The following is a 25,386-nucleotide window of genomic DNA, read 5'->3' on the forward strand; positions in this document are numbered from 1 at the left end:
TAAGCGCTTGCCTTAACCGGATAAACTATCAAAATCCGAATTGATATTCCGGCATATCCGTACAATGATTCTCAATAACATCGCCCTGTTCCTGCAAATTGTCGAAAGTGGCAGTCTGACCGCGGCCGGCCGTGAAGCAGGACTGTCCTCCACCACGGTCTCCGAGCGCCTTGCGGCATTGGAGGCACACTATGGGGTGGTGCTACTGAACCGGACCACACGAGCCATCAGCCTCACCGAGGAAGGCCGCACACTGGTGGAAGGCGCCAAGCGGGTGCTCGGTGAGGTAGAAGAGCTGGACACTCGCATTCGTCATGGCGCTCAGACACTCACCGGTCCCATTCGTATTAGTGCCCCCATTGATATCGGACGAGCTGTGGTGTCAGATACCATCAATCACTTTGTGGCAGAGCACCCACAGATCTCAATCGAGCTACTGCTCTCTGATGGCTACGTTGATGTGGTTAATGATGGCATTGATATCGCCTTGCGCTTCGGACGCGTCAGTGACAGCTCCCTGCGAGTCAGACACATCTGCCTGAGCCGCCGACTGGTGTGCGCATCGCCCGCCTACCTTGAGCAATTCGGCACACCGATGACCCCGGATGAACTGACCCAACACAACTGCCTGATCATGCGATTTGGCCGCCATCTGGACAATGTCTGGCGATTTGGCGATGGGGCGACACAACAGATGATTACCGTACGCGGCAACCGTGTCGCCAATGACGGCGCTCTGGTCCGGCAATGGGGTGTGGCAGGATTGGGCATCGTACTCAAATCTGAACATGATGTACGAGAGGACATCCGTTCGGGCAAACTGGTAGAGATCCTGGCCAGTAGCGCGCCGCCAGCAGCTCCCCTGCAAATGCTGTTTCCGCCCAGTCGGGCACAACCGGCACGCGTACGTTCTCTGGCCGATCAACTGGCCAGCCGGCTTGGTGCATCACGGTTGATCCCAGATGACTAGCCTGCTCTCAATTGGTGCAGTCGCTATTACAAGAGTGGTCTGAGGGTTATTGTTTCAAAAACCTTGTGTAAAACGGGTTCCGTGTTACCTGCATATCGTTCTACACTCCAGACAGGGAAGTTTTAATTACTCTTGCAAACACGGAAGAATACGACGAATGTCTAGAATCGCGTTGATCCATGCTCTGGAGGAGTCGGTAATCCCGATTCGAACAGCCTTTGCCCAACATTGGCCAAAAGCGATGTGTATGGACCTGCTCGACAGCTCATTGTCGGCCGATCTTGCGGACAAGGGCCAACTGGACGATCTCATCATCCAGCGCTTTCGTGATCTGGGCGACTACGCCGCCAATGCCAGCGGCCAGGGTGGACAGACCCAGGCGATACTCTTTACCTGCTCGGCCTTCGGCCCTGCCATAGATGCTGTCAAAGCTGACCACCAGATTCCTGTTCTGCGTCCCAACGAAGCGGCTTTCGCAGAGGCCTTGCATATCGGTAGCAGACTGGCGCTGGTGGTGACCTTCCCGCCCTCACTGTCAGCTTTGAGCGCCGAGCTTGAACAAATGGCATTACAACAAGGTCAGAAAATAGAAATAACACCCGTGCTGGCTGAAGGTGCATTAGCTGCACTACAGCGGGGCGATGGTGAAGCGCATGATCAGGCCGTACTGCAAGCATGTGCCAAACTGGGCGATCATGATGCCGTCATTCTGGGCCAGTTTTCATTAGCCCGATCGGCCGAACCCTTGTCCAGAATCATATCCTGCCCGATCATTACCACCCCGGACAGTGCGGTTCATGCACTGCGCTCGCTACTGACAAGCGCAGGCATGGAATGATACGGGCATTAATGCAAGTCAGGTATTAACCGAATGCCTGAATACCGGTCTGTGCACGTCCGAGGATAAGTGCGTGCACATCGTGCGTGCCTTCATACGTATTGACCGTCTCCAGGTTCTGCGCATGACGCATCACGTGGTAGCCGATCTGAATGCCATTGCCGCCGTGCATATCACGCGCCTGACGAGCAATATCCAGTGCCTTGCCGCAGTTGTTGCGCTTGACTATAGAGATCATTTCGGGTGCGAAGCGATTCTCATCGAAAAGCCGTCCGACTCGCAGTGAAGCCTGCAATCCCAGAGCGATTTCAGTCTGCATGTCTGCCAGCTTTTTCTGATACAGCTGAGTGGCTGCCAGCGGCCGGTTGAACTGCTTGCGATCCATGCCGTATTGATGAGCCCTGAACCAGCAATCTTCGGCCGCGCCCATAACACCCCACGAGATTCCATAACGTGCACGATTAAGACAGCTGAACGGTCCTGCCATGCCCTGCACACCCGGTAGCAACGCATCTTCACCGACCTCGACGTTTTCCATGACGATCTCCCCGGTCACCGAGGCGCGCAATGACAACTTGCCACCGATCTTCGGTGCAGACAGTCCCTTCATGCCTTTGTCGAGAATGAAGCCGCGCACTTTGCCATCATGAGCATCTGATTTGGCCCAGACCACAAACACATCGGCGATCGGTGCGTTGGAGATCCACATCTTGGCACCGCTCAGGCTGTAGCCGTTGCTGGTCTTGGTTGCACGGGTTTTCATGCCACCCGGATCCGAACCGGCTTCAGGTTCAGTCAGGCCAAAGCAACCAATGAATTCACCACTGGCCAGCTTAGGCAGATACTTCATCTTCTGCTCTTCAGAGCCGAAGGCATAGATCGGATAAATGACCAGCGAAGACTGAACGGACATCATCGAGCGATAGCCGCTGTCGATACGCTCAATCTCACGCGCAACCAGACCGTAAGCCACATAGGAGGCGCCAACACCACCGTATTGTTCTGGCAGAGTTGCACCCAACAGGCCCGTCTCCCCCATTTCCCTGAAAATATCAGGATCGGTCTGCTCTTCCAGGTAGGCCTGTTCGACCCGTGGCAGCAACTTGTCCTTGGCAAAGGCGGCCGCCGCATCACGAATCATGCGCTCGTCTTCTTCCAGCTGATCCTCTAGCAGAAACGGGTCTTGCCAGATAAATGGCTGCCCCTTGTGCTCGGGAGTCTGATTCTTGTCCACCATACAATTCTCATTAATGCAGAAAATAACTGATTCTCTTACTGTAAACCTTGTTTAGTCAATAAAAAATCAGTATTTTTACATTCAATCATGCATTTTATGAATGTCAATGCGACAACGCCGTTTCCTGCCCTCCCTCTCCCAGTTACTCGCCTTCGAAGCTGTGATGCAACATCACTCGGTGACGGCCGCCGCCGAAGAGCTCTACCTGACACAGAGCACCGTCAGCCGGCTGGTGCAGTCACTGGAAGCTCAGCTGGGAATCACGCTGTTCTTGCGACATCGAAAAAAACTGGTTCCCACCGATGCGGCCATTGCCTATCAAGTCGACATCTCGCGCGCCATTGACATCATTCACGGCGCCAGTATCCGTGCCGTCGCCAATCCAGAAGGCGGCACCCTGTCGCTGGCCGTTCTTCCCACTTTCGCCACACGCTGGCTGGGACCTCGTTTGGGGCGATTTCTCGATGAGCATCCGGGCATCTCCATGAATCTGTCCACTCGACTGGAGCGTTTCAACTTTGAAACCGAGCCCTTTGATGCCGCAATCTGTTTTGGTGATAACGACTGGCCCGGCACCCATGGCATGAAACTGTTCGATGAACGCCTGACCGCCTGCGTCTCGACCGATTTTCTGTCACGCAATCCCATTAGCACCCCCGCCGACATGGCCGGACTGCCACGACTGCAACTGGAGAGCCGCAAAACCGGCTGGGAAGACTGGTTTGCCGGACAGAACGCAACGGTGCGCGGTACCAGCGGCATGGTCATGGATCAGTTCTCAATGATGATACAGGCCGCCATCTCAGGTCTGGGCATCGCGCTTCTACCCGATTATCTGGCCCAGAACGAGATAAGAGAAGGTCGATTGCAACCAGTCCTGAAACAGAATATACCCGGCCAGGGCGCCTACTGGCTGGTTTGGCCCCACTCGCGCGACACCTACGCCCCGCTGAGTACCTTCCGTGCCTGGTTCGCATTGCAGACCAGCGAACCGCTGACAGATTGAGAACCTGTAGCGCGTAACGCATCGCTGGCCGGGCCACTCTCAAAGCACCACGGTGCCTGGCCGCTACCCTGTGTTACGCCTTGCGACTAGCCAAAGTAGCTTCGGACTCGTAAAACTATCAGTTCTTTCACGCCCTATCGATGAGGGGCGCTATTCAATTAGAACAATAAGCACTATTCGATCTTCCTGTTTCCGAAAAGACAAACCAGCTCCTACACTCTACTCTCAGGCTCAGCGGCCTGACAACTCCTGCCCGTGAACTACATTCAACCTGACAGTATCAGCATGCCCCTTATGATGCGCAACAACCTGACCCACTCCCAACCTCAAGACTGCTTGCGCTCTTGTGCGGTGCCGCTTCAAGCCACTCGCCTCATACGAATCATCACCTTGTCCCTCAGTGCATTCGTCGCAAGCTCATTGATGCAGGTGGCCTATAGTGCCGAGCCTGCCGACAAGGTGTCCGCCCAGCCGTCCATCAAACCCGTCAAGATCATGACCCTGGCCAGCCAGGACATGAATCTGGAGCGCACCTTTTTCGGACGAGTATCAGCCAAACAATCCGTCGACCTGGCGTTTCAGGTGGGTGGCCAGCTGTTTGATTTTCCGGCCATTGAAGGCGCCCCTGTAGCCAAAGGCTCGCTGGTTGCCAAACTGGATCAGGAACCCTTCACACTGGCACTGGATCGCGCCAAAGCATCCAAGGCCCAGGCTGATCGCACACTGAGGCGACTACGTCAATTACAAGGCAATGGCGCGACCCGCGCCTCTATCGATGATGCACAAACGGCATCAACTATCTCGGCGGTCGCCGTCAGGGATGCCGAATACGCGCTGGAGCACGCCACCCTGAGCGCCCCCTTCGATGGTGTAGTGGCTATGCGCAAGGTGGCAAACTACGCCACCATCGCCGCCGGCATACCGGTCGTTCGACTGCACGACTTGTCAGAGCTGCGCATCGAAATCGATGTACCCGAGATTCTTTTCCAGCGTGTCGGCAATGACCCCAATCTGGAATTTGTCGCCCGCTTTCCTGCCAGCGAGGAGCTATTCCCCGTCGAGTACCGGGAAGTGGATGCCGAGGCATCCGAGGTCGGCCAGACCTTTCGTGTCTCGCTGGGGCTAACGCCACCGGCAGGCCTGCTGTTGTTTCCAGGCTCCTCTGTCACCGTGATCGGCAGAGTGCTCAATGTCCCCGGCGGCATTACCGTACCTGCCACAGCCATCTACAAGGAGACTGATGGCAGTACCGCAGTGATGCGTATCGAAGGCGACGACGAGCAGGACCTGCGGGTCGTCAAGACTCCTGTAAAAATCGGTGTCAGTGCGCGCGGTGAAATCCAGATCATGAGCGGCATTGAGAGCGGCACCGAGATAGTGTCAACCGGTGTCAGCGCTCTGAGCGATGGCTTGCGCGTTCGCCGCTTTGTCTCGTTCTGAGGCGCGCACACCGATCATGAATATCGCAAGAACCAGTATCAGCAAGCCGATCTTTACCTGGCTTTTCATCCTGATCTGCCTGATAGGTGGCATCTGGAGTTTCTTCTCACTGGGACGACTGGAAGATCCTGCTTTCACTATCAAGACGGCAGCCATCGTCACGCAATACCCGGGAGCCTCAGCCGAACAGGTTGCCCGTGAGGTCTCCGAGCCACTGGAGAGTGCCATTCAGAAAATGGCAGAGGTGGATGAAATCATCTCGGTCAACACACCCGGTCAGTCGCTGATCGAAGTCGAGATGAAGCCCGAGATCAAGGGCGACGAACTCAAAGCTATCTGGACCCGCCTGCGAGCACAGATCTCGGATGCCACACGCGGCTTGCCCGACGGGGTCTCCACCCCCTTTGTCAATGACAGCTTCGGCGATGTCTTCGGCATGTACTTTGCCGTCATGGGCCAGGGCTTTGATGATCGCGAACTGCATGAACTGGCAACCTTTCTACGCCGTGAACTGCTGGCCGTACCAGGCGTTGCCGATGTCACCCTGGCAGGCCTACCTGAAGAAGCCATCTATATCGAACCCAATCTGGCTTTGTCAGCTAATCAGAACATTCCACCACAATCCATCATCAGCGCCATTTCCCAGGCCAATTCGGTGGTGGCTGCCGGGGAAATCAGTGATGTTCTGATACAGGCACCCGAAGGCTCGGACAGTGTGGGTGATATAGCCAGCCTGTCGATCGGTGTCAGTGGCCGGGTCATCGCTCTGACCGATGTGGCCACCGTTACGCGTATGCGGGTGGACAAACCCTCCAGCATGATCCGCTTCAATGGCCGCGAAGCCTTCACCATCGGCGTGGCAGGCTTGCAATCACAGAACATTGTCGAGGTGGGCAAACGGGTTGATCAACGCCTGAGTGAATTATGGGCAGATCTGCCCTATGGCGTGGAGATCGAATCGATCTATCGGCAACACTCGGTGGTTGAGGATGCCTCGAATGCATTTCTGGTGAATCTGGCCATGTCGGTGGCTATTGTGGTTATCGTCCTGGCCCTGTTCATGGGCTGGCGCGCCGCGGTCGTTGTCGGTTCTACTCTGCTACTCACGGTACTGGGCACGCTGCTGGTCATGAAGTTCTTCTCGATCGAGATGGAACGCATATCACTGGGCGCCCTGATCATCGCCATGGGCATGCTGGTGGATAACGCGATCGTGGTGGCAGAAGGCATGCAGAGCGCCATGCGTCGTGGCCGCAATTCGCTGGATGCCGCCGATGAGGCTGCCTCCAAGACACAGATTCCACTGCTAGGTGCGACCGTCATTGGCATCATGTCATTTGCCGCTATCGGGCTGAGTGCCAATGCGACCGGAGAGTTCCTGTTTTCCCTGTTCGCCGTCATCGGCACCTCCCTGCTGTTGTCCTGGGTGCTGGCCGTCACGGTCACCCCCTTGTTCGGGCACTACTTCTTCAAGCAACAAGAGGCGGGTGCAGACGATGCCTACAGTGGCGCGGTGTTTCGTGCCTATGCATCGGTACTACGCGCATCTCTGGCGGGACGCTGGATTGTAGTGCCAGTACTGGTGCTGATAACCGTAGTCTCGTTTGCAGGCTTCAAGCAGGTCAAGCAACAGTTCTTCCCTGATTCAAATACGCCACTGTTCTTTGTTCACTACAAGCTGCCACAAGGGGCTGACATCAAGAGAACCTCGGCAGATCTGCAACAGGTGGAAGCCTGGCTGATGGAGCGCGACGATGTGGTGTCGGTCACCGCTTTTGCCGGTGACGGTGCATCGCGTTTCATGCTTACCTACCCCATCCAGCGCCCCAACCCCAGCTATGGGCATCTGATCGTGCGTACACAGAGCATCGATGATATTCCGGAGTTGCAGCTGGCACTTGAAGAATTTGGCACGAGCCACCTGATCGATGGCGAGTTCAGGACCAAGCGTCTGGTTTTCGGCCCGGGTGGTGGTGATCCCATACAGCTGCGATTGTCTGGACCGGACCCCAAGGTACTGCGTGAACTGGGTGAGGATGCTGCACGCATCATGCAGGCAAATACCGATGACTTCACCGGCATGCGTACCAACTGGCACGAGCAGGAACTGGTCATCAAACCTGACTACGCCACTGAGCGTGCTCAGACTGCGGGTGTCACCCGTGAGGAGATTGCCTGGACCTTGCGTTTTGCCACAGATGGAGTTCCGGCGGGTATCTATCGTGATGACGAGCGCCTGATCCCCATTATCGTACGTGCGCCAAAAGATACCGAGTACGGGCTGATTGATCACATGACAGGCTCTCAATCGAACAATGCCATGATGCCTCTGGGCCAAGTCATCAACGGCTTTGACTATGAAATTCAGGATACGCTGTATCACCGCCGTAGCCGCGTACCGACACTGACCGTGTCGGCCGACATCTCATTGGACAAGACCCCTGCTGCCGTGCATGGCGACATTCAGCAAGCGGTTGAGGCCATGGTGCTGCCCACCGGCTATCGCATGGAATGGGGCGGCGAATATGAAGACTCTGGCAAGGCACAACGTTCACTGGCTCAGCAATTGCCGGTGGCGCTACTTATCATGATCCTTATCTCGATACTGCTTTTCAATGCTCTGCGTCAGCCACTCATCATCTGGTTGCTGGTGCCCATGGCGGTCACCGGGGTGGTTATCGGGCTGCTCAGCACCGGCCTGCCTTTCAGCTTCACCGCTTTGCTGGGACTGCTGAGCCTGTCGGGCATGTTGATCAAGAACGGCATAGTGCTCGTGGAAGAGATCGATATTGTCAGGCGCGAGGGCATGGCGCTCAAGGAGGCTATCATCACCGCCTCCACTTCCCGTTTCAGACCCGTGGTACTGGCCGCTGCGACCACCATTCTGGGCATGATTCCACTGCTGGGCGATGCCTTCTTCGTCTCGATGGCAGTCACCATCATGGCAGGCCTGGCATTCGGCTCGATACTGACGCTTATTGCCGCCCCAGTGCTGTACTACCTGTTCTTCAAACGCGATGAAAAACATGCACCAGCGTCGGGCGTCGCGGCATTGAATGGATGACAGGCCGGCCTGCCGTCAAGGCAGGCCAGAATTTTGTCGCCCTTAAGCAAGCAGGCAGCGTACTCAGCATTGCGCCAGACAACACAACAGGGATACTTGTGGCCATTCATGCCCCCCTGAACAGCACACTGTCGAGGTGTTGTTCCCAACTCTGGTTACTCAAGAAATGGCACGTTTTCCCTCAAGTGCAAAAGTAGTCATCATCGGTCAGGGAGGCATTGTGGGCGCCTCCGTGGTACATCATCTGATCGAGCGTGGCTGGACCGATATTGTCGGCATCGACAAATCTGCCATACCGACCGATATCGGCTCTACGGCACATGCATCAGATTTTTGCTACACCACGGCACTGGATCACATGACGTGCTTCACCACCAATTACAGTATCGACTTCTACGAAAAGATGGGTCGCTATGCCAGAGTCGGTGGCTTGGAAGTGGCACGAGTCGGTGACGATGAACGTATGGGTGAGCTCAAGCGTCGCGTCTCTGCCGGCAAGGCCTTCGGCAACCGTGTTCACATGGTTACCGCCGCCGAAGCGAAAGAGAAATTCCCCCTGCTCGAAGAGAGCGTTATTCAGGGTGCTCTCTGGGATCCGGACGCAGGCCTGGTGGTGCCTCGTTCACAGGTCGTCGCAGGCGAACTGGTGGAGCAGGCAGAAAAAACCGGCAATCTACAGACTTTTGCCAACACCTCAGCCACCGGCCTTGATATCAAGGAAGGCAGGATCGTGGGTGTCGAGACAACGCGTGGCTATATCGCTGCAGACTACGTGGTTGTTTGCGCCGGCTTGTGGGGACGTCTGATTGCAGAGATGGCTGGCGAAGATCTTCCCGTCATGCCGGTTGATCACCCTTTGCTGTGGTTCGGCCCGTATCTGGAATTTGAAGGCACTGGCAAGCACATTGGCTGGCCACTGCTGCGCGATCAGGGCAACTCGGCCTACCTGCGCGATACCGGCGACTCCACCTCCTCCGATGGCGGCATGATCGAATGGGGCTATTACGAAGAAGGTGAGCCGCGTATGTGCCACCCTCGAGACTTGCAGGAAAAGGAAGAAGCTCGACTCTCTCCCTCGCAGCGAGACCTTGAGATCGAACAGGTCATGGAGCCATTGGAACGAGCCATCGAGCTGACGCCCATTCTGGGCGAGCTTGGCTATGATGAAAAAGCGTCATTCAACGGTCTGCTGCAAGTCACCTCAGACGGCGGTCCTTCCATTGGCGAATCCGCCAAGGTACGCGGCCTCTGGTATGCCGTCTCGGTCTGGGTCAAAGATGGCCCCGGCACCGGCAAGATCATTGCCGACTGGATGACTGATGGACGCACCGAGCTGGACAACTTCGGCATCGACGTCACTCGCTACTATCCGTTCCAGCAAGAAGAACAGTACATTCACGATCGCTGCTACGAAACCGCTTTCAAGATCTACAACCCGGCCGTACACAACCGCGAACCCTATACAAAAGGTCGTGGGCATCGCAAGAGCCCCTTCTATGAGCGAGAGCAGGCTCTGGGCGGCTACTTCATGGAAGCTGCGGGATGGGAACGAGCGCATGGCTATGCAGCCAACGAACACCTGCTGGAAAAATTTGCCGACCAGGTTCCCGTGCGTGAAGCAGAATGGGATAACCGCCATTTCTGGCGTGTTTCCAATGCCGAACATCTGCAAATCACCGAAGATGTCGGCATGGTCAACCTGTCGCATTTTGCCATCTACGATGCCAAAGGCCCTGATGCTGAAGCACTGATGGAATACCTCAGTGTCGCCAAGGTCGGTGCCGACACCCCTGTGGGCAAAGGCGTTTATACCCACTTTCTGGATCACACCGGTGGCGTCCGGGCGGATCTGACGATCCTGCGCATGGCCGAAGATCACTTTCGTGTCATCGATGGTGGAGATTCAGGCAATCGTGATTTCATCTGGATGAAGCGCATGAGCCAGGATCAGGGCTTGAATGATGTGCTGATCGAAGACCTGACCACCGACTTTGCCTGCCTGGGCGTCTGGGGCCCCAATGCCCGTACCACCTTGCAAAAAGTCGTGGATGATCCAGAAGTACTCACCAACGAGAACTTCCCGTTTGCTGCCATACGCTCATTCCAGCTCAATGGCGTAACGGTCTCGGCGTTCCGCATTTCCTATGTCGGCGAGCAAGGCTGGGAGTTGCATTTTGCCTATGAAGATGGCCTGAAAGTCTGGGATGCCCTGGCTGCCGAAGGCGTCACACCCATTGGTGTGGAAACCTACGCCAACAGCCGTCGCCTGGAAAAGAGCCTGCGTCTGCAGAATGCTGACCTGCTGACCGAGTACAACCTGTATGAAGCAGGCTTGTCACGTCCCGTGGTGAAAGCCGCCAATTTTCATGGCAAAGAGGCCTACCTGGAGCAACGTGAGCTGGAACGTCAATCGGCTTATCTATGCACCATGACGATGAACGACAATCTGGATGCGAACGGCGTTGCGCGCTACCCGCTGGGCAATTGCCCAATCATCGACCCGGACACCGGCAAGGTACTGGTCGACAGCCGAGGACGCCGCTCCTATACCACCAGTATTGCTTTCGGACCGACCATCGGCAAGAACATCGCCCTGGGATATCTGCCGGAAGACTTTGCCCAGGAAGGTCGTGAACTGATTATCGAATACTTTGACGAGCAATACAGAGTGACGGTCGAAGGCGTAGGCTACAAGCCTCTATACGATCCTCAGAATCTCAAGCCCAAGTCGTGATTGCAGGGGCTGAGCTTGCCAGAGCATCGGTAAGCTTCAGCCCCATTTTGCTTGCTGGCTTGTGGCAGGCGTGAACAGATCGATCAGGGACTGCGCTCGATAGCTATCGCTCTATATCCGCAATATGACAATCAGCGCAGGCACGAACCGGTCCATGAGCCTCACCAGCCAGCAGCTTCTCCTCGTGGCAGCCACGACAGAGACCATGAAACTGCTCCTCCAGTTTCAGGCTAGTCTGCATTTCTCTCACATGGCAGTCCAGGCATAATCCAGAGCCCGTATTGTCACCAAAATTATGATGGCATTGCAGACATTGCTGCTTGGCATGGTCAGTGTGCGCAAAGGTCATGGGCAAGTTCGGCTGATAGCGAACCTGCTGATTCAATGACTGATAAAACTGAGTCGAGGCAAGCATTAACCAGCCGAATATCAGCAATGCAAGCAGCAGTACAAGCTGCAGAACCGGTTTCATGGCAACCTGACGTTCAACGATGCAGCTAGCCCAAGCGCCAGAAAAACGGCCAGAACAAAAAACACAGCCGAAGAAAACCCTCTAGCAGGAACCCATCTAAGTATCAGAGCAGGCAATACTGCCGCAACCACCAGCAGTGCCAGCAGTGCAAATTGCACCGGCCCGCGGATATACAAACCACTGATTGTCACGTGACCGATGATAGCAAGCAGTGCAAGCCAGCTCAGGCGACGGTGCCAGCGGCGAAAGGCGGCGCCACTGACAAAGGAGCGTTTGATGGGCAACCTGTCTGCCGTCACGATCAACAAGATGATCAGCAGGAAACCGATCACGCCGAACCACATATAGGCAGGAGCTCCCGGCTTCAGGTATTCCAGTAACAGTGGATCGATGAGCAGAAAAAACAGCGCATGCGCAACGATTAACAGTAGTACAACGTAACTGCAGGCTCGATGGTAGCGCGTGGCAATACCAGCGCTGTGCTGCATGAACAAATAGATGAGACCTGCCATGGCTGAAAAGCCCAGTCCATTGGCAAAATCCCAGACCCAGCCAGCCCCGACTCTGCCACTGCCCGCATTGACCATCAGCAAGACAGTAGCAAATATGCCCGGCGACAGCCTATCGGGCACAGAGTGAGGCAAAAGAACCGACTACTTACCTGTCTGGCTGTAGTACTCGGCAACGTCCTTTATCTCTTGCTCATCGAACATTCTGGCTATGTTGTTCATCGGTGGCCCCACTCGACTACCTGAGCGAAAGGCCAGCAATTGAGCTTCCAGATATTCCTTTTTTTGCCCTGCCAGGTTAGGCCATTCCTGGTTGACGGTCTTGCCTTCCACGCCGTGGCATGAAATACATTTACCCCGAATATTCGCACCGGGCAGACTCGCGCTTGCCATTGTGGGTCCACCCGCCGCTGGCAAGCTGGCGTAATGTTCGCTCAAGGCTTCAATTTGCGCATCGTCAAGATCCTGGACAAACACGCTCATCGTTGGCACCTCTCTGCTGCCATCACGAACAGCCTTGATCTGAGTGGCCATATATCCGGCTTTCTGGCCAGCCAGATTGGGCCACTCGGCACTGGGCGAGATGCCGTCGGCACCGTGACAGGCGCTACAGCTTGCTACCAGTTTCGTCATCTCTTCAGGCGAGACTGACGCGACCTGCTGCGTATCAGCAATACTGACATTGCCAATCGTGCACAGTGTGGCAGCGAGCAAGGAATGCACTACCATCGAGGACAACTTTGAAGATTTCATAAACACGATTCCTGTCACTCGTCTTTCGCTAGAGGTTCATCTAAAAGTTTGGCCCGATAGTCGAACACTTCAAACAAGGGCTTTTTCCGATATTCAGCCACTTCGTCTGCACTGTAGTGTTGCCAACTGGCAGGCAGGCTTTCCCCGGCAAACTGCTCGATACTCCAATTGATCAATTCGGCCAATTGATCACTATCCAACGGTGAGTTGGCAGAGCCAGGAACCCGGATGATATATTCACGCCCTTCCTGTGAGCTCAGAAAACGACCTATCGAGTCTGTCAGTCTGGGAACACCACGACCACCACTACCATCGGGGGTATGACAACCCTGACACAAGATCTGATAATTCGACTTGGCCCGCATCGCGTTGAAATCTGCACAAAGGGCAGTTGGCAAAAGACTGCTGACCAGCAGTGCAACAAGGCCAACGGGCTTCACCCTCATTCCTCGAAAGCCAGACCCACCAGCACCGCCGTTGAGCAATGGTAGATTGTGCTGGACGAACCCAGGCACCAATTGATGTCATTGGATTTGTCGGAGCGATACAGCGGTCTGTCCCTTTCGTCGCGTTGACAGAGGCAAGTCGCGCACTGCGTTACGCCACAACAATCGTTATAGGATATGACGTAATTACGTCCGTCCTCAGGATTGCGGCAGGTACCAATCCAGGTGATCGTCGACATCTCGGTACCCGCTGGGCAGCTGTTATAGGTACCACCACAGCATTCACACAGAAATCCATCGATCGCACAATAGCGCCAGTAATCACAACTGGTCGGATCACCGGTTTCAGGCGGCTTCTGCGGTGTCTCTGCCGCTCGTGCCACGGGCAACAAGGGGATGCCGGCGACACCGACCAATGCGGTACCCACACCTTTCAGCATGCCTCGTCGCGAGCTTCTTTGTGCAACGCCACGTGCAGATTTTTCGAAGAAATAATCAAGCATTTTCATGTTTATTCAACCTCCGCCAGATCAGTCATTTTGGGTTCCGCATTTTTCTTTGACAGGTAGTCCTGTATTGAACCTACCTTGCGCTCCTTGGCTTCAAACAGACTGTCAAGGTGCTCACGCGAATTGATGATGCCCATGGAGGCCACCTTGCCTTGCTCGTCGATCAGTACCGCATAGGGTAGTTTGGCAACCCCATAACGCTTGCCCAGCAATTCGGATATCACGTAAGGGAAACGCTCCAGGCCGAAACGGTTGACATACGACTTATGATCCAGCTCCATGCCATCAGAGGCAAGAACCAGATCAACCCAATCGGACTCGGCCTTGGCCGCCGTCTTCAGAGCAGGAACCAGGGTCTTGCAGATGGGGCAGTCTGGTGACAACCAGAATATCAATTGGGATTTACCCGACTTTTTGGAGTCACCAATCTGCACCATCTGCGAGGTCAGCGTTTGCAATGACATGGCGGGTGCAATCTGACCCACTTCGATATTCTGATTGACGGCCAGGGCTCCTGCAGGGGCCACTCTTTCGTAGAGCACGCCAATCTGGCGAGTCAGTGCATAGATGACAAAGGCCATGACTAACACGACAATCCACAAAAAAAGGTTCGATATCAATAACAGACTCATGATCGTTAACTCCGCTTCAGCCGTTGGAGCTTTTGCCCACTACTGATCAGTTGTTCCGCGCTGAGATAGAGCAGAACCATTAAAAGGGCCAGACCAACAACCAGCAACAAGGCAGCCAGTGGCAATGCTTGATAGATGCCCGCGTCGGACAATGGCAGGAGGCACAACAGCGCCATGATCACGAGAACAACATTGCGAATCAGCAAATGATGACTGATGCTGGTATCCGCACCAGAAGGACCGCTGCAACCACAATCCATATTCAATTGTCCCTGCCACAACTGTCGCGCCATTGCCAGTAAATAAGCTGACAACAAACAGGCCGCCAGTGATGCACCCATCCATCGTGTAGCCGGCAATACGATCAGAACCCCGGTGGCGATCTCCACAGAACCGACACATTTGACCACCTGAGCATTGACCCACTTCCCGGGCATGCCATAGCTGGCAAAGACCTTGATGTAATAGTCAAGGTTGGCAGAGCTCACCTTGTGGATTCCGGCACTGGCAAACAGCCACAGGAAAAAGAACGTGATGGCGTGTCCTGCTATTGCGCTCATTTGCATGACGACCTAGTAGCTCTCATGCAGTAGCAGAGGTGTCTGATTGCCAAAGTCACTGAGCGTCTGTATGTATTCACCACTGGTAGCGTCGAACACATCCAGATTCATCTCACCATTGGTGACCACCAGAGTTGGCTTGTCGCCCCGTGTCAGTGCCAGCGAAAGCCCATGAGAAGGCAGTTCGATCACTTTTACGCGCTCCTTCGTCTGTACATCGAATACCCAGACCTGAGAGCCACCGTGTGTCTGTGTACCTTCAGCGCCATCGGCCTGGAAAATGATGTACACCAGCCCCTGATCATCACTGTGAATCAGACCAATACCACTGGGACGCCAGTTCTCCTGCTGCTGTTCCTCACTTACCAGGCTCCACTCTTCCACATATTCAGCCACCTCGCCTTGCAGGTTGATGGTGTGCATGGTGCCGCGAAAGCTTGGAAAGTAGGCGATTCCATCGACAATCGCGGGGTGTTCAAAGATCGCTGTATCATCCGAATCAAAAAAGGATTCCATACGTTGTTGCGATTTCAGCTGGCCACTCTCATCCAGCACCGTCGTCATCATGGCGCCATCACTGCACAGCGAAGCCACGCTGCGCTCGCCGGTGGGAAAAGTCAGCACACAGCCCGGAGTAGAGATCGTGTCGATGATTTCCTCCGAGTCAAGATCAACCACGGTAAACGAGGTGGCCGGGTTCAGATTGGCAGCTACCAGTAACTGCTGATCACCGGTTACCGCCATGGCATAACGTTCCGGCAACGCCTGCAGCCGCTCGGTAGGCCATATCAATTCCTTCTTGATCTTCAATGTGCTGCGATCGTAGATGGCAAGCACATCCGTTCTGGGGCCGCGGCCACCGCGCTCGTGGAAGGTTTCCAGCACGTAGAATTCGGAGCGCTCCTTATGCTGTGCAAAGTTGCCCAGCAGGCTCTTGTGCACCATGCCTTTGATACGCTTGGCATGTGTCTTCTCCAGGGCATCCAGAATAATGACTTTGCCACCATAGTGATTGAAGAAGCTCGCCTCATCCACCATGATCCAGCTTTCCGGGTAGCTCTCAGGCAGGGAAAGCACCACGCCGGTCTCTTCGATGGGGAGTGGCGGTGGTAGCTCCGCGTCTGTCTTCGTGGTTTGCGCATTGGCTGAGCCTGCAGCGCAAATGCCAAATATGGCCAGAGCAAGAAGCCTGCGTGGCAGCTTTGTTGGTATATATGGACGCATCTGCTGACTCCTGAGATTGGATGTTCTCATCTGACACCGAGTTCTCCAGCCAGCGGCCGGTCGGACTCCTTGCCCATGATATTGCGACAATATAGGTTGCAAACGCAACTGTCAACAAAACAAATTCAGGGCTCTCAGGCGCGCAATGAGATTAACCAGATCACGGGAAACGCGAAGACATACGCTTTAATACAAGCCAGGCAATGCAAGCTCGACAGTATTTGAAAAATACCGGTTACAAACTCAATCGTGTTTCTGATCGGCGTGCTGGATCAGGCCAAGAGAACGCTCGAGAGCATCCAGAGCCTTGAGAAATCCACGTCGCTCCTCGGCGCTCAGACAGGACAGGATATCTCGCTCCTTCTCCAGCACCACGGGGGCAACCTCTTTATGCAACGCTACACCTTTTTCAGTCAGTTGCAACTGCACTTCTCTGTGACCATCGTCCAGACGCTTCACTATTCCCATTTCCACAAGGCGGTTAGTGCCACGGCTGATGCGCGACTTGTGAGTACGTGTGCAGTAGACGATCAGTTGGGCTGTACAGCTTCCCTGTGAAGCAAGCGTTGCAATAATTCGCCACTCGGCAATACTGATACCGAACTGATCGGCATACACATTGGAAATCTCGTTACTGACTTCAATCGCCAGGCGATTGAGCTGGAAGGGCGTAAATTTGAGAAGATCGAATTGAGCCAACGTAGTTACCGTATTGTGTTTGACAGTATTGCGCATGCAAACAATTGACCGTCGCCACTGCAACGGTCAGATTTCCACACCAGGCTCCTCTATTATAGTAGATCATTCCCGGGCCACGCACCTTGCGACTTTCGCGGTTACGTAGAACAACTAAGCGAACTTACTCCGACTCCGCCACACTCAGAAAACTGTTCACGCTATCAATATCATTCTCCGACAGCGTACCGGCAGCCGCTTTCAGGCTAAGTGAATTGATGATGTAATCGTAGCGAGCACCCGCATAGTCTGACTGTGCACTGAAGGTATCGCGCAAGGCTTGCAACACTTCAACCGAGGTACGCGTTCCTGCACGAAACCCTGCCTCTGTCGCTTCAGCCGCCTTCTGAGTCGAGACCAGAGCCTGACGCAATGCATTCACGCGACTGATGGTTGCCTCTACCCCCCGATAACCATCACGAGTCTGCTGTACGGTGGCACGTTCCTGAGCCAGCAGCAGATCATCGGATGATCTTGCCAGGGCACGGGCTTGTGCCACTTGTGACTTGATACGTCCGCCCGTCAGTATGGGTACCTGTAACTGCAACTTGATTTCGGCAACATCAGTGTCGGAGGAACTACTCAGATCAGTCGTACTTGAGGCTGCGGTGCCTATCAGATCCAGTGTCGGGTAGCGGCTAGCACGCTCGATATCAACCTGCGTATTGTTGCTGTCATTGAGCAAACGGGCGATGACCAGTTCCAGGTTCTGATCCTTGGCCATATCAACCCAGGCATCGATATTCGCAGGCTCAGGTGGCACTAATGGCAGATCATCAGCAGGCACGGCCAGCTCATCCGGGTTTTCACCGGTAATCAGAAGCAGTGCTTCACGGGCTGTAGACACCTGATTGGTGGCGGCGATTTCCTGTGCCGTAGCCAGATCATATTGAGCCTGTGCAGAGCGTACATCGGTTACCGGCACCAGGCCCACCTCGAAGCGTCGTTCTGCCTGCTCAAGCTGCCGACTGATGGCCTCAAGCTCCGACTGACTGAACTCCAGATTGACCTGAGCACGCAGCACGTCAAAGTAGGCGGTCGCCACGCGCAGAATCAGTGTTTGTCCCAGCGCCTGATACTGTGCCTCCGCCTGCATGACATTCTGTTCGGCCTGATCCAGCAACTTGCCATTGGCACGGTTGAACAGTGTCTGGCTCAGACTCAAGGACAAGGCTGTCTCGTTATAAGGTCCCTCACCATCATCGGCCAGCGTACTGATACCGGCCTCGGCACCCAACGTCAATTGCGGCAGAAATGCGGACCTGGCCAGTGGCGACAGTTGACGTGCAGCCTCCAGGTCAAACTGCGCTGCCGAGTATTCTGCGTCGTAGACGACGGCCTGGTCGTACACCTGCCGAAGATCGGCAGAGTGTGCGGCAGCAACCCAGAGACTCGGCACAACAAACAGTGCTATGCGGACGTAATCAGACGTGCGTGAAGTTCTGCTCATTTGCTCTTTCCGAACACTCTTGCAATGATGACGAAAAACAGGGGTACAAACGCGATGCCCAGCAACGTGGCAGTAATCGTGCCACCCAGCACACCTGAACCAATGGCCGTTCGTCCACCTGACCCAGCACCTGTGCTTAGAACCAGAGGCAACACACCCAGTGAGAACGCAATAGAGGTCATCAGGATAGGTCGGAAACGCTGCCTGGCTGCCATTGAGACCGCCTCATACAGCTCCATACCCTCCTCACGCCGCTCTTTGGCAAACTCAACGATCAGGATGGCGTTCTTACCGGTCAAGCCCATAACAGCCAGCAGACTTATCTGGAAGAACACACCGTTAGCGAACCCTCCCAGAAAGGCTGCCAGTAGCGCACCGAATATACCAATGGGCATAGCCAGCAGAACCGCGAAGGGAATGCTCCAGCTTTCATAAAGAGCTGCCATCGACAAGAACACAACTGCCAGTGCCAGGCCGAACAACAATGGCGCCTGAGAACCAGAGTCCTGCTCTTCCAGCGACAAACCCGTCCAGGAAACCGCAAACCCTGCCGGTAACTCTGCAGCCAATCGTTCGATTTCTGCAATAGCCTCACCGGTACTCACACCCGGAGCCGGAGCACCCTGGACCTGCATGGACGGCAAGCCGTTGTAACGCGTAATACCTTGCGGACCGAATGTCCAATTCCCGGTAGAGAATTCTGACAAAGGCACCAGACCACCAGTTGCATTACGCACACGCCAGAGCTCGAAGTCCTCAGGTGAGGAACGTGAGTCGGCCTCGCCCTGCACATACACCTTCTTGATTCTGCCCTGATCAAGGAAGTCGTTGACGTACTGACCCGACCAGGCGGTTGTCAGCAGTTGGCTGACATCACTGGCGGACACACCCAATGCACCTGCTCGACGCCAGTCCAGATCCAGATTGAACTGTGCCGCATCTTCGACACCATTGGGTCTGGCAGAGGCTATCAGTGGACTTTGAGCCGCACCGCCAAGCAATTGATTGCGAGCTTGCAGCAACTCTTCGTGAGTTTGCCCGGCACGTGCCTGCAGATAGAAGTCAAAACCGGAGACGTTACCCAGCTCGATGACGGAAGGCGGCACAATCGGGAATACAAACGCATCCTTGATTTTAGACAGCGCCCCGAAGGCTCTGCCTGCTATCGCCTTGACACCCAGAGATGGATCGTTACGCTCGGCCCAATCCTTCAGGGAAACGAACACCAGACCCATATTTTGCCCTTGACCTGCAAAGCTGAAGCCGACGATACCAAACACTGCTTCAACGGCATCGGATTCATTATCCAGATAATGATCTTCGATCGATTTGATCACTTCCAGAGTTCGCTCAGCGGTTGAGCCACTGGGAGTCTGTACCAGCGTAAACAGAATGCCCTGATCTTCGTCCGGCAAAAAACCTGTAGGAGTTCGCAGGAACAGCAAAGCCATACCAGCAGCCAGCGCCAGATAGAGGATACCCATACGAAATGGACGATGCGTGATCCAGTTGATTGAACCGGTGTAGTTATGCTGAACCCAGTCAAAACCTTTATTGAAGGGACCGAACAATCTGTTCTTGCCTTCTTCCTTGGGGGCTCTGAGCAATGTGGCACACAATGCCGGTGTCAGCGTCAATGCCACGAATACCGACAAGACCATCGCCGAGACAATCGTGATGGCGAACTGCTGATAGATAACGCCGGTTGAACCACCGAAAAATGCCATCGGCACGAATACCGCCGATACAACAATGGCAATACCGACCAGAGAACTTGACACCTGATCCATGGATTTTCGTGTTGCCTCCAGCGGGTTCAGACCCTCCTCCTCCATGATGCGCTCAACGTTCTCAACCACCACGATGGCATCATCGACCAACAGGCCGATCGCGAGCACCATGGCCAACATGGTCAGTGTGTTGATCGAGTACCCCGCGACTGAAAGGATGGCGAACGTTCCCAGCAGAACCACCGGAATGGCCAATGTCGGAATCAAGGTTGCACGTATGTTCTGCAAGAAGAGGTACATGACCAGGAAGACCAGCACGATGGCCTCGGCCAGAGTCATTACGACCTCTTCAATGGATATCTTGACGAACGGTGCAGTGTTATAGGGAATAACGTACTGGATGCCTTCAGGGAAGAACGAGGAGAGTTCCTGCATACGCTCTTCCACCGCTTCTGCCGTCTCCAGCGCATTGGCGCCAGTGGACAGACTGATGCCCATACCGGCAGCAGCTGCACGCTTGTAGCGTGCGATGGTGGAGTAGCTTTCAGAACCGATTTCGACTCTGGCGACATCTCCCAACAAGACCAGGCCACCATCAGTCTCTGCTCGAAGCACGATCTGGCGAAAGTCTTCCGGGGTACGTAATAGCGACTGTGCGGTGATGGTCGCATTGAGTTGTTGACCTTCGACAGTCGGCAGATCACCAAAGGCACCTGCTGAAATCTGAGCGTTTTCCGCACCCACTGCTGCTGTGACATCGGTGGGGGTCAGCTCATAGGCTGCCAGTAAGGATGGGTCCAGCCAGATACGCATGGCATACGGTGCGCCAAACAACTGCACATTACCAACACCATCAATTCGACTGATCTCATCGATCAGATTGGTCGAGACATAGTCGGCCAGATCCGCCCTGTTGAATGAGTCATCCTTGGCAGACAGTGCGACCACCATCAGGAAACCACTGGAGGATTTTTCAACCGTCAGGCCTAAACGCTGCACAATTTCAGGCAAGAGCGCAGTTGCTTGCGATACCTTGTTCTGCACCTGTACTTGCGCGATATCGGCATCGGTTCCTGTCTCGAATGTGAGAGTCACATTCGCGGTACCGGCGGAGGTTGAACTTGACGAGAAATACCGCAGACCGTCAAGCCCTGTCATTTGTTGTTCAATGACCTGTGTGACGGTATTGGTAATGGTTTCGGCAGAAGCACCGGGATAGGCCGCCGAGACGGAGACCGTTGGAGGGGCTATCTGTGGGTACTGCGCAACCGGTAAATTGAGGATCGAAAGAATCCCCACCCCCATGATAAGGATGGATAGGACCCAGGCGAAAATCGGGCGGTTAATAAAAAAGCGGGCCATAGGGTGTCTCTGGCAGAATCGTAGGCGGGTTCAGGAATGGATTAAGGGTGATGGGCCAAAGGCCCATCGGATTGCGCCCTATTGGCCGGCGGCGTCTTCAGTTTTTGGCGCTTCGGCATCCGAAGTCTGCTCTTCAGGAGTCACCTTTGATCCGGGTCCTACTTTCTGCACACCTTCCAGTACGATTCGATCACCTGCATTCAGACCTTCCTGAACGATCCACTGGTTGTCACGAGCTTGCAGGATAGTCAGCTGACGTAATTCGATCGTATCTTCATCGTTGACAACCAACGCTGTTGGCTTACCCTGACGATCACGACTGACAGCGTTCTGCGGCACCAGAAAAATGTTCTCCACCAGTTGTGTCTCTACATCCACCTTTACGTAGGTGCCGGGTAACAGCAATTTGTCAGCATTGGGAAACTGCATACGCAAAACCACAACGCCGGTCTGCATGTTGACTTGCGGCTCTGCGGCCGTCAAAAGCCCGGTCTCCGGATAGATTTCGCCATCCGCCAGTCTCAGCGTTACCTTGCGCTCGGTACTGCGCAAATCCATATTCGTATCCAGATTGTCGCGGCGCCACTTGAGCACGCTGCTGGCAGAGGCAGTAACATCCACATAGACACTGTCGATATTACGGATGACAGCCAGCGCATCTGCCTGGGAGGCGGTTACCAGAGCACCACGTGTTGTCATTGCCAGGCCGATTTCACCGCTCAATGGAGCAACAATCGTTGTCCGGTCCAGTTCGATACGGGCAGACTTCAGCTGGGCTTCTGCAACAGCGATGCTGGCCGCTGCCACGTCACGCGCTGCTACCGACTCATCCAGTTCACGTTGAGTGGAGACATCTCTCTTCATCAGCTCTTGTATGCGCTGAGCTTCTCTATCCGCGGCCTTGAATTGCGCCTTTGCCTGCGCAACGGCCGCTTCTGCCTGTGCAACGACCGCTTCGTAGGTCGCCGAATCTATCTTGTAGAGCACATCGCCCTGCTCAATGTGACTACCTTCCGTGAAGAATCGATCAGTGATGATGCCATTTACCTGAGGCCTGACTTCGGCAACGGCGGCGGCAACCACACGACCCGGAAGCAGGCTTGAGAGCATGATCTCCTGAGGCTGGACTGCGACGACGGTAACCGCCTGTGGCGGTGGTGCGTCCTGGGCTGCGACGACTGAAGAGCCGAGCATGAACAGGGCGATCAATGATTTGCTGAGCATGTTTCCTGCCGTTGCGTAAGAATGAAGTTGCGGCTTCAGGGCAAAGCGAGAATCGCTTTCCTTGTTCATTTCAAGGGGACTGATGATGTTCTACTCCTCAACGAGAATCTGATACTGGTGCCGCGTTGCCGCCTGCTCAACCAGCATGCAATTATGTCAGAATGTGAAATACGCGAGTGCTCTGCGTATGCACACCCGATGCGCGTACGTGTAGCAATGGGCTGCACTAGCAGCGATAAAGACGACAACCCTGCACCATAAAGCGTCTGAAACTGCGAAAACCAACTTTAATCGCGCGCTTTCAGTGCAGCCTTTAAACTCTTGAGCAGGGCTTGGACCTTTTCTGTCCTGTGCAGATCAACATGTGTGACCTGCCAGACAGTCAGGAACCAGGATTCATTGTGGGGCAATATCTGATGGAAGTCATCACGACCTGCCACATCATATTGAGAAAGGAACCCCATCCCCAGCCCTTCCGAGATGGCATGCAGGTTAACCCACATATGATTTGAGGACACCGAATACTGCTCGGGTTTTACGTACTCACGGACCCACGGTATGAAAGGCAGCAACTTGCCTTCAAGAGGCGGCACGACAAAGTCATGCCCTTCCATGTTTTCGAGATTCTCCGGCAAACCGAACCTTTGCACGTAACTCTCATGTGCATAGAGATTGAAATGCACGCGATCAAACGTCCGCACGACATAATCAGGATGATCAGGCCTGGTCCCGACACGCAAAGCCACGTGCGCCTCACCATACTCAAGCCGGGCCAGATCCTCGGTAGCAATGATGTGAACCCGGCATTTGGGGTGTTGCCTGCGAAACTCTGCAACAGGCTTCATGATCAGATCTGAGAAAGGCGCCAGCATGGTGATCTTGATTTCACCCTCAAGTTCTGACTTGCCGCTACGCACCCGCCCGGCCATGTCGTTGATCAGCTCTTCTGTCTTCTGGGCAGCCCGCAAAACCTGCTCGCCGATCTCGGTCAGCGTGTAGCCACGCGAGTGCCGTATGAAGATACGGGCACCAATAGCCTCTTCCAGGACATCGATGTGACGATTGACCGTGGCCCGATGAAACCCCAGGACATCAGCAGCTGCGCTGACGGTTCCCAGTTTGGCGACCTGATATGCCGTCCTCAGCTCTGCCCATTTATCCATGCCTGACTGTTCAATTTACGCGCACCCGATGCTCATTATCGCGCATCCAATCCCGAATGCCTATTTATTTGACTATACGAATAATTAATACTGATGCGTGATGCTGAATGAGCCGAAAGGATCAACTTCCCCGCCACCCTTGGTTTCTGCATATAAGAGAGTGAAGGCAAATGTGCCCATATTCCAGCTGACGCCCGCTGACATCATGCTTCTTGAGTGGTCCAGGGGTACCGAATGGCTGTCCCTGAAGGTATTGCCGTTGATGAATATATCGTTAACGACCACACCAACCTCGCCACCCACAAAAGCGTACCAGGCACTGTCGTTCAGGAAGGCAAGGTTATTGACCTGCCTGTCCGGCAACAAGGAGGCGGTGGCATGGCTCAATTCAAGCAAATTGCCGACGCGAAATACTGCAGACACCGATGCCCCCGACTGTATCGTGCCGACGCCGGCGGTACCACGCAAAATCAAGTCACTCTCTAATGCACGCTCGCTTGATGATGCGAACACACGTTCGCCATGGGAAGCTGCAATCAGAAAAACGAGTTCGTTTCCAAGTTGATTGTCCCAACCTTTTGGCTCTTCTGATCCGGTTATCCGATGGATGAACCGTTGTGAAGGTTCAGCCAGTGACAGCTCACCGACCACACCGACCGTGAGTGAGAGCTGATCAGAATGAATTTTGTCGAAGGCGTACAACATCGCTCGAGCGCCGAGGAAGCCGGCATAGGGAGGCTCGTCAAGCTGTAATTCAGTCACAGTGATATCTGTCGGCGTATGCATGGACTGAGAGTAGGAATAAGCCACAGCGCGTTGACGGTCGGGAAGCGTTGCCATATAGGTCTTGTTGGTCAGGTAGAGCAACCAGCCTGGCAGATTATTTTCGGTGAAGCTTTCATAGGGCCCATGAGCTACCGAAAAACCTATTCCGTTGGTATAGCCGCCATCCGTGCCTGCGAATATATCGTTCTCGAATGTCAAGGTCCACGCCTGCCCAGGTTCCGTATCCGGAAACAGTTCGCCTTCGCTTTCGCTGTCACTGGCATTCGCCTGAGTGGCTGACATCAGCAGGACAAACATCAACTGGCTGGCAAGCATCATCTTGCCGATGACTCTGCTTGTCATGAATTGCGATAGGGACATTGTTGAACTATTTTTCTGTTTATTTCTAAAAGGCTGTCGCCAGCCGCGCGGGGGATTCTTGCACAAAAACGGACAACACAAGAGCATCGATATCACAATCAAGTTCAGCGAGTGGAAGACAGCAATGCAATCATGGATTTCAAACAAACAGCACAGGATGCTGGACTGCTAGAATGGTGATG

At 54.5% G+C, this 25,386-nt stretch carries 21 protein-coding genes; 6 read left to right on the plus strand and 15 right to left on the minus strand.

The window, feature by feature from the left end:
* Window positions 1-64: 64 nt before the first annotated feature.
* Window positions 65-970, plus strand: a complete 906-nt coding sequence (locus IMCC3135_RS19365) for a LysR family transcriptional regulator (RefSeq protein WP_088919106.1) — start codon at window positions 65-67, stop codon at window positions 968-970.
* A gap of 157 nt (window positions 971-1,127) precedes the next feature.
* Window positions 1,128-1,808 carry an aspartate/glutamate racemase family protein gene (locus tag IMCC3135_RS19370; protein ID WP_088919107.1) on the plus strand — a complete coding sequence of 227 codons (681 nt, stop codon included), beginning with the start codon at window positions 1,128-1,130 and terminating at the stop codon, window positions 1,806-1,808.
* A gap of 25 nt (window positions 1,809-1,833) precedes the next feature.
* On the opposite strand, the gene IMCC3135_RS19375 is transcribed toward IMCC3135_RS19370, so the two are convergent.
* Window positions 1,834-3,045: an acyl-CoA dehydrogenase gene (locus IMCC3135_RS19375; RefSeq protein ID WP_088919108.1), complete on the minus strand. Its 1,212-nt coding sequence runs from the start codon at window positions 3,043-3,045 to the stop codon at window positions 1,834-1,836.
* Between the two features lie 100 nt (window positions 3,046-3,145).
* On the opposite strand from IMCC3135_RS19375, the gene IMCC3135_RS19380 reads away from it, so the two are divergent.
* From IMCC3135_RS19380 to IMCC3135_RS19395, 4 genes are all read left to right on the plus strand, one after another.
* Window positions 3,146-4,051: a LysR family transcriptional regulator gene (locus tag IMCC3135_RS19380; protein ID WP_205737615.1), complete on the plus strand. Its 906-nt coding sequence runs from the start codon at window positions 3,146-3,148 to the stop codon at window positions 4,049-4,051.
* 285 nt (window positions 4,052-4,336) lie between these two features.
* Window positions 4,337-5,491, plus strand: a complete 1,155-nt coding sequence (locus tag IMCC3135_RS19385) for an efflux RND transporter periplasmic adaptor subunit (RefSeq protein WP_088921944.1) — start codon at window positions 4,337-4,339, stop codon at window positions 5,489-5,491.
* A gap of 16 nt (window positions 5,492-5,507) precedes the next feature.
* Window positions 5,508-8,555 (plus strand): efflux RND transporter permease subunit, encoded by a 3,048-nt coding sequence (locus IMCC3135_RS19390; RefSeq protein ID WP_088919110.1) that lies wholly within the window; start codon window positions 5,508-5,510, stop codon window positions 8,553-8,555.
* 166 nt (window positions 8,556-8,721) lie between these two features.
* Complete coding sequence (locus tag IMCC3135_RS19395; protein ID WP_088919111.1) at window positions 8,722-11,289, plus strand: GcvT family protein; 2,568 nt, start codon at window positions 8,722-8,724, stop codon at window positions 11,287-11,289.
* 103 nt (window positions 11,290-11,392) lie between these two features.
* Here the strand turns inward: IMCC3135_RS19395 and IMCC3135_RS19400 are convergent, their stop codons facing one another.
* The 14 genes from IMCC3135_RS19400 to IMCC3135_RS19465 all read right to left on the minus strand — a co-directional run bounded on the left by IMCC3135_RS19400 (window position 11,393) and on the right by IMCC3135_RS19465 (window position 25,204).
* A complete protein-coding gene (locus tag IMCC3135_RS19400; protein WP_088919112.1) occupies window positions 11,393-11,761 on the minus strand; it encodes a cytochrome c3 family protein in 369 nt (122 codons plus the stop codon).
* Window positions 11,758-12,393 (minus strand): hypothetical protein, encoded by a 636-nt coding sequence (locus IMCC3135_RS19405; RefSeq protein WP_088919113.1) that lies wholly within the window; start codon window positions 12,391-12,393, stop codon window positions 11,758-11,760. Before IMCC3135_RS19405 ends, IMCC3135_RS19400 begins: the two co-directional genes overlap by 4 nt.
* A 21-nt stretch (window positions 12,394-12,414) precedes the next feature.
* The gene (locus tag IMCC3135_RS19410) at window positions 12,415-13,023 is read right to left on the minus strand and encodes a c-type cytochrome (RefSeq protein WP_088919114.1); all 609 of its coding nucleotides are present in this window, start codon (window positions 13,021-13,023) and stop codon (window positions 12,415-12,417) included.
* Window positions 13,024-13,037: 14 nt separating this feature from the next.
* Entirely contained in the window at window positions 13,038-13,463 is a 426-nt protein-coding gene (locus tag IMCC3135_RS19415; RefSeq protein WP_205737616.1) for a c-type cytochrome, read from the minus strand.
* 2 nt (window positions 13,464-13,465) lie between these two features.
* A complete protein-coding gene (locus tag IMCC3135_RS19420) occupies window positions 13,466-13,978 on the minus strand; it encodes a methylamine dehydrogenase light chain (protein WP_088919115.1) in 513 nt (170 codons plus the stop codon).
* A 2-nt stretch (window positions 13,979-13,980) separates the two neighbouring features.
* On the minus strand, window positions 13,981-14,610 hold the full coding sequence (locus IMCC3135_RS19425; RefSeq protein WP_088919116.1) for a redoxin family protein: 630 nt from the start codon (window positions 14,608-14,610) through the stop codon (window positions 13,981-13,983).
* Window positions 14,611-14,615: 5 nt separating this feature from the next.
* Window positions 14,616-15,170: a MauE/DoxX family redox-associated membrane protein gene (locus tag IMCC3135_RS19430; protein WP_157736133.1), complete on the minus strand. Its 555-nt coding sequence runs from the start codon at window positions 15,168-15,170 to the stop codon at window positions 14,616-14,618.
* A 12-nt stretch (window positions 15,171-15,182) separates the two neighbouring features.
* On the minus strand, window positions 15,183-16,394 hold the full coding sequence (locus tag IMCC3135_RS19435; protein WP_157736134.1) for an amine dehydrogenase large subunit: 1,212 nt from the start codon (window positions 16,392-16,394) through the stop codon (window positions 15,183-15,185).
* 243 nt (window positions 16,395-16,637) lie between these two features.
* The gene (locus IMCC3135_RS19440) at window positions 16,638-17,129 is read right to left on the minus strand and encodes a MarR family winged helix-turn-helix transcriptional regulator (protein WP_088919119.1); all 492 of its coding nucleotides are present in this window, start codon (window positions 17,127-17,129) and stop codon (window positions 16,638-16,640) included.
* Window positions 17,130-17,253: 124 nt separating this feature from the next.
* Complete coding sequence (locus tag IMCC3135_RS19445; RefSeq protein WP_088919120.1) at window positions 17,254-18,579, minus strand: TolC family outer membrane protein; 1,326 nt, start codon at window positions 18,577-18,579, stop codon at window positions 17,254-17,256.
* Window positions 18,576-21,671 carry an efflux RND transporter permease subunit gene (locus IMCC3135_RS19450; protein WP_088919121.1) on the minus strand — a complete coding sequence of 1,032 codons (3,096 nt, stop codon included), beginning with the start codon at window positions 21,669-21,671 and terminating at the stop codon, window positions 18,576-18,578. The genes IMCC3135_RS19445 and IMCC3135_RS19450 overlap by 4 nt, the downstream gene beginning before the upstream one ends.
* A gap of 78 nt (window positions 21,672-21,749) precedes the next feature.
* Window positions 21,750-22,964, minus strand: coding sequence for an efflux RND transporter periplasmic adaptor subunit (locus tag IMCC3135_RS19455; RefSeq protein WP_205737617.1), 1,215 nt, complete (start codon window positions 22,962-22,964; stop codon window positions 21,750-21,752).
* Window positions 22,965-23,182: 218 nt separating this feature from the next.
* Complete coding sequence (locus tag IMCC3135_RS19460) at window positions 23,183-24,058, minus strand: LysR family transcriptional regulator (RefSeq protein ID WP_088919122.1); 876 nt, start codon at window positions 24,056-24,058, stop codon at window positions 23,183-23,185.
* A gap of 84 nt (window positions 24,059-24,142) precedes the next feature.
* A complete protein-coding gene (locus IMCC3135_RS19465) occupies window positions 24,143-25,204 on the minus strand; it encodes a lipid A deacylase LpxR family protein (protein WP_157736135.1) in 1,062 nt (353 codons plus the stop codon).
* Window positions 25,205-25,386 lie beyond the last annotated feature (182 nt).

This window comes from Granulosicoccus antarcticus IMCC3135 (assembly GCF_002215215.1).
In the GTDB taxonomy this organism is placed as follows: Bacteria; Pseudomonadota; Gammaproteobacteria; order Granulosicoccales; family Granulosicoccaceae; genus Granulosicoccus; species Granulosicoccus antarcticus.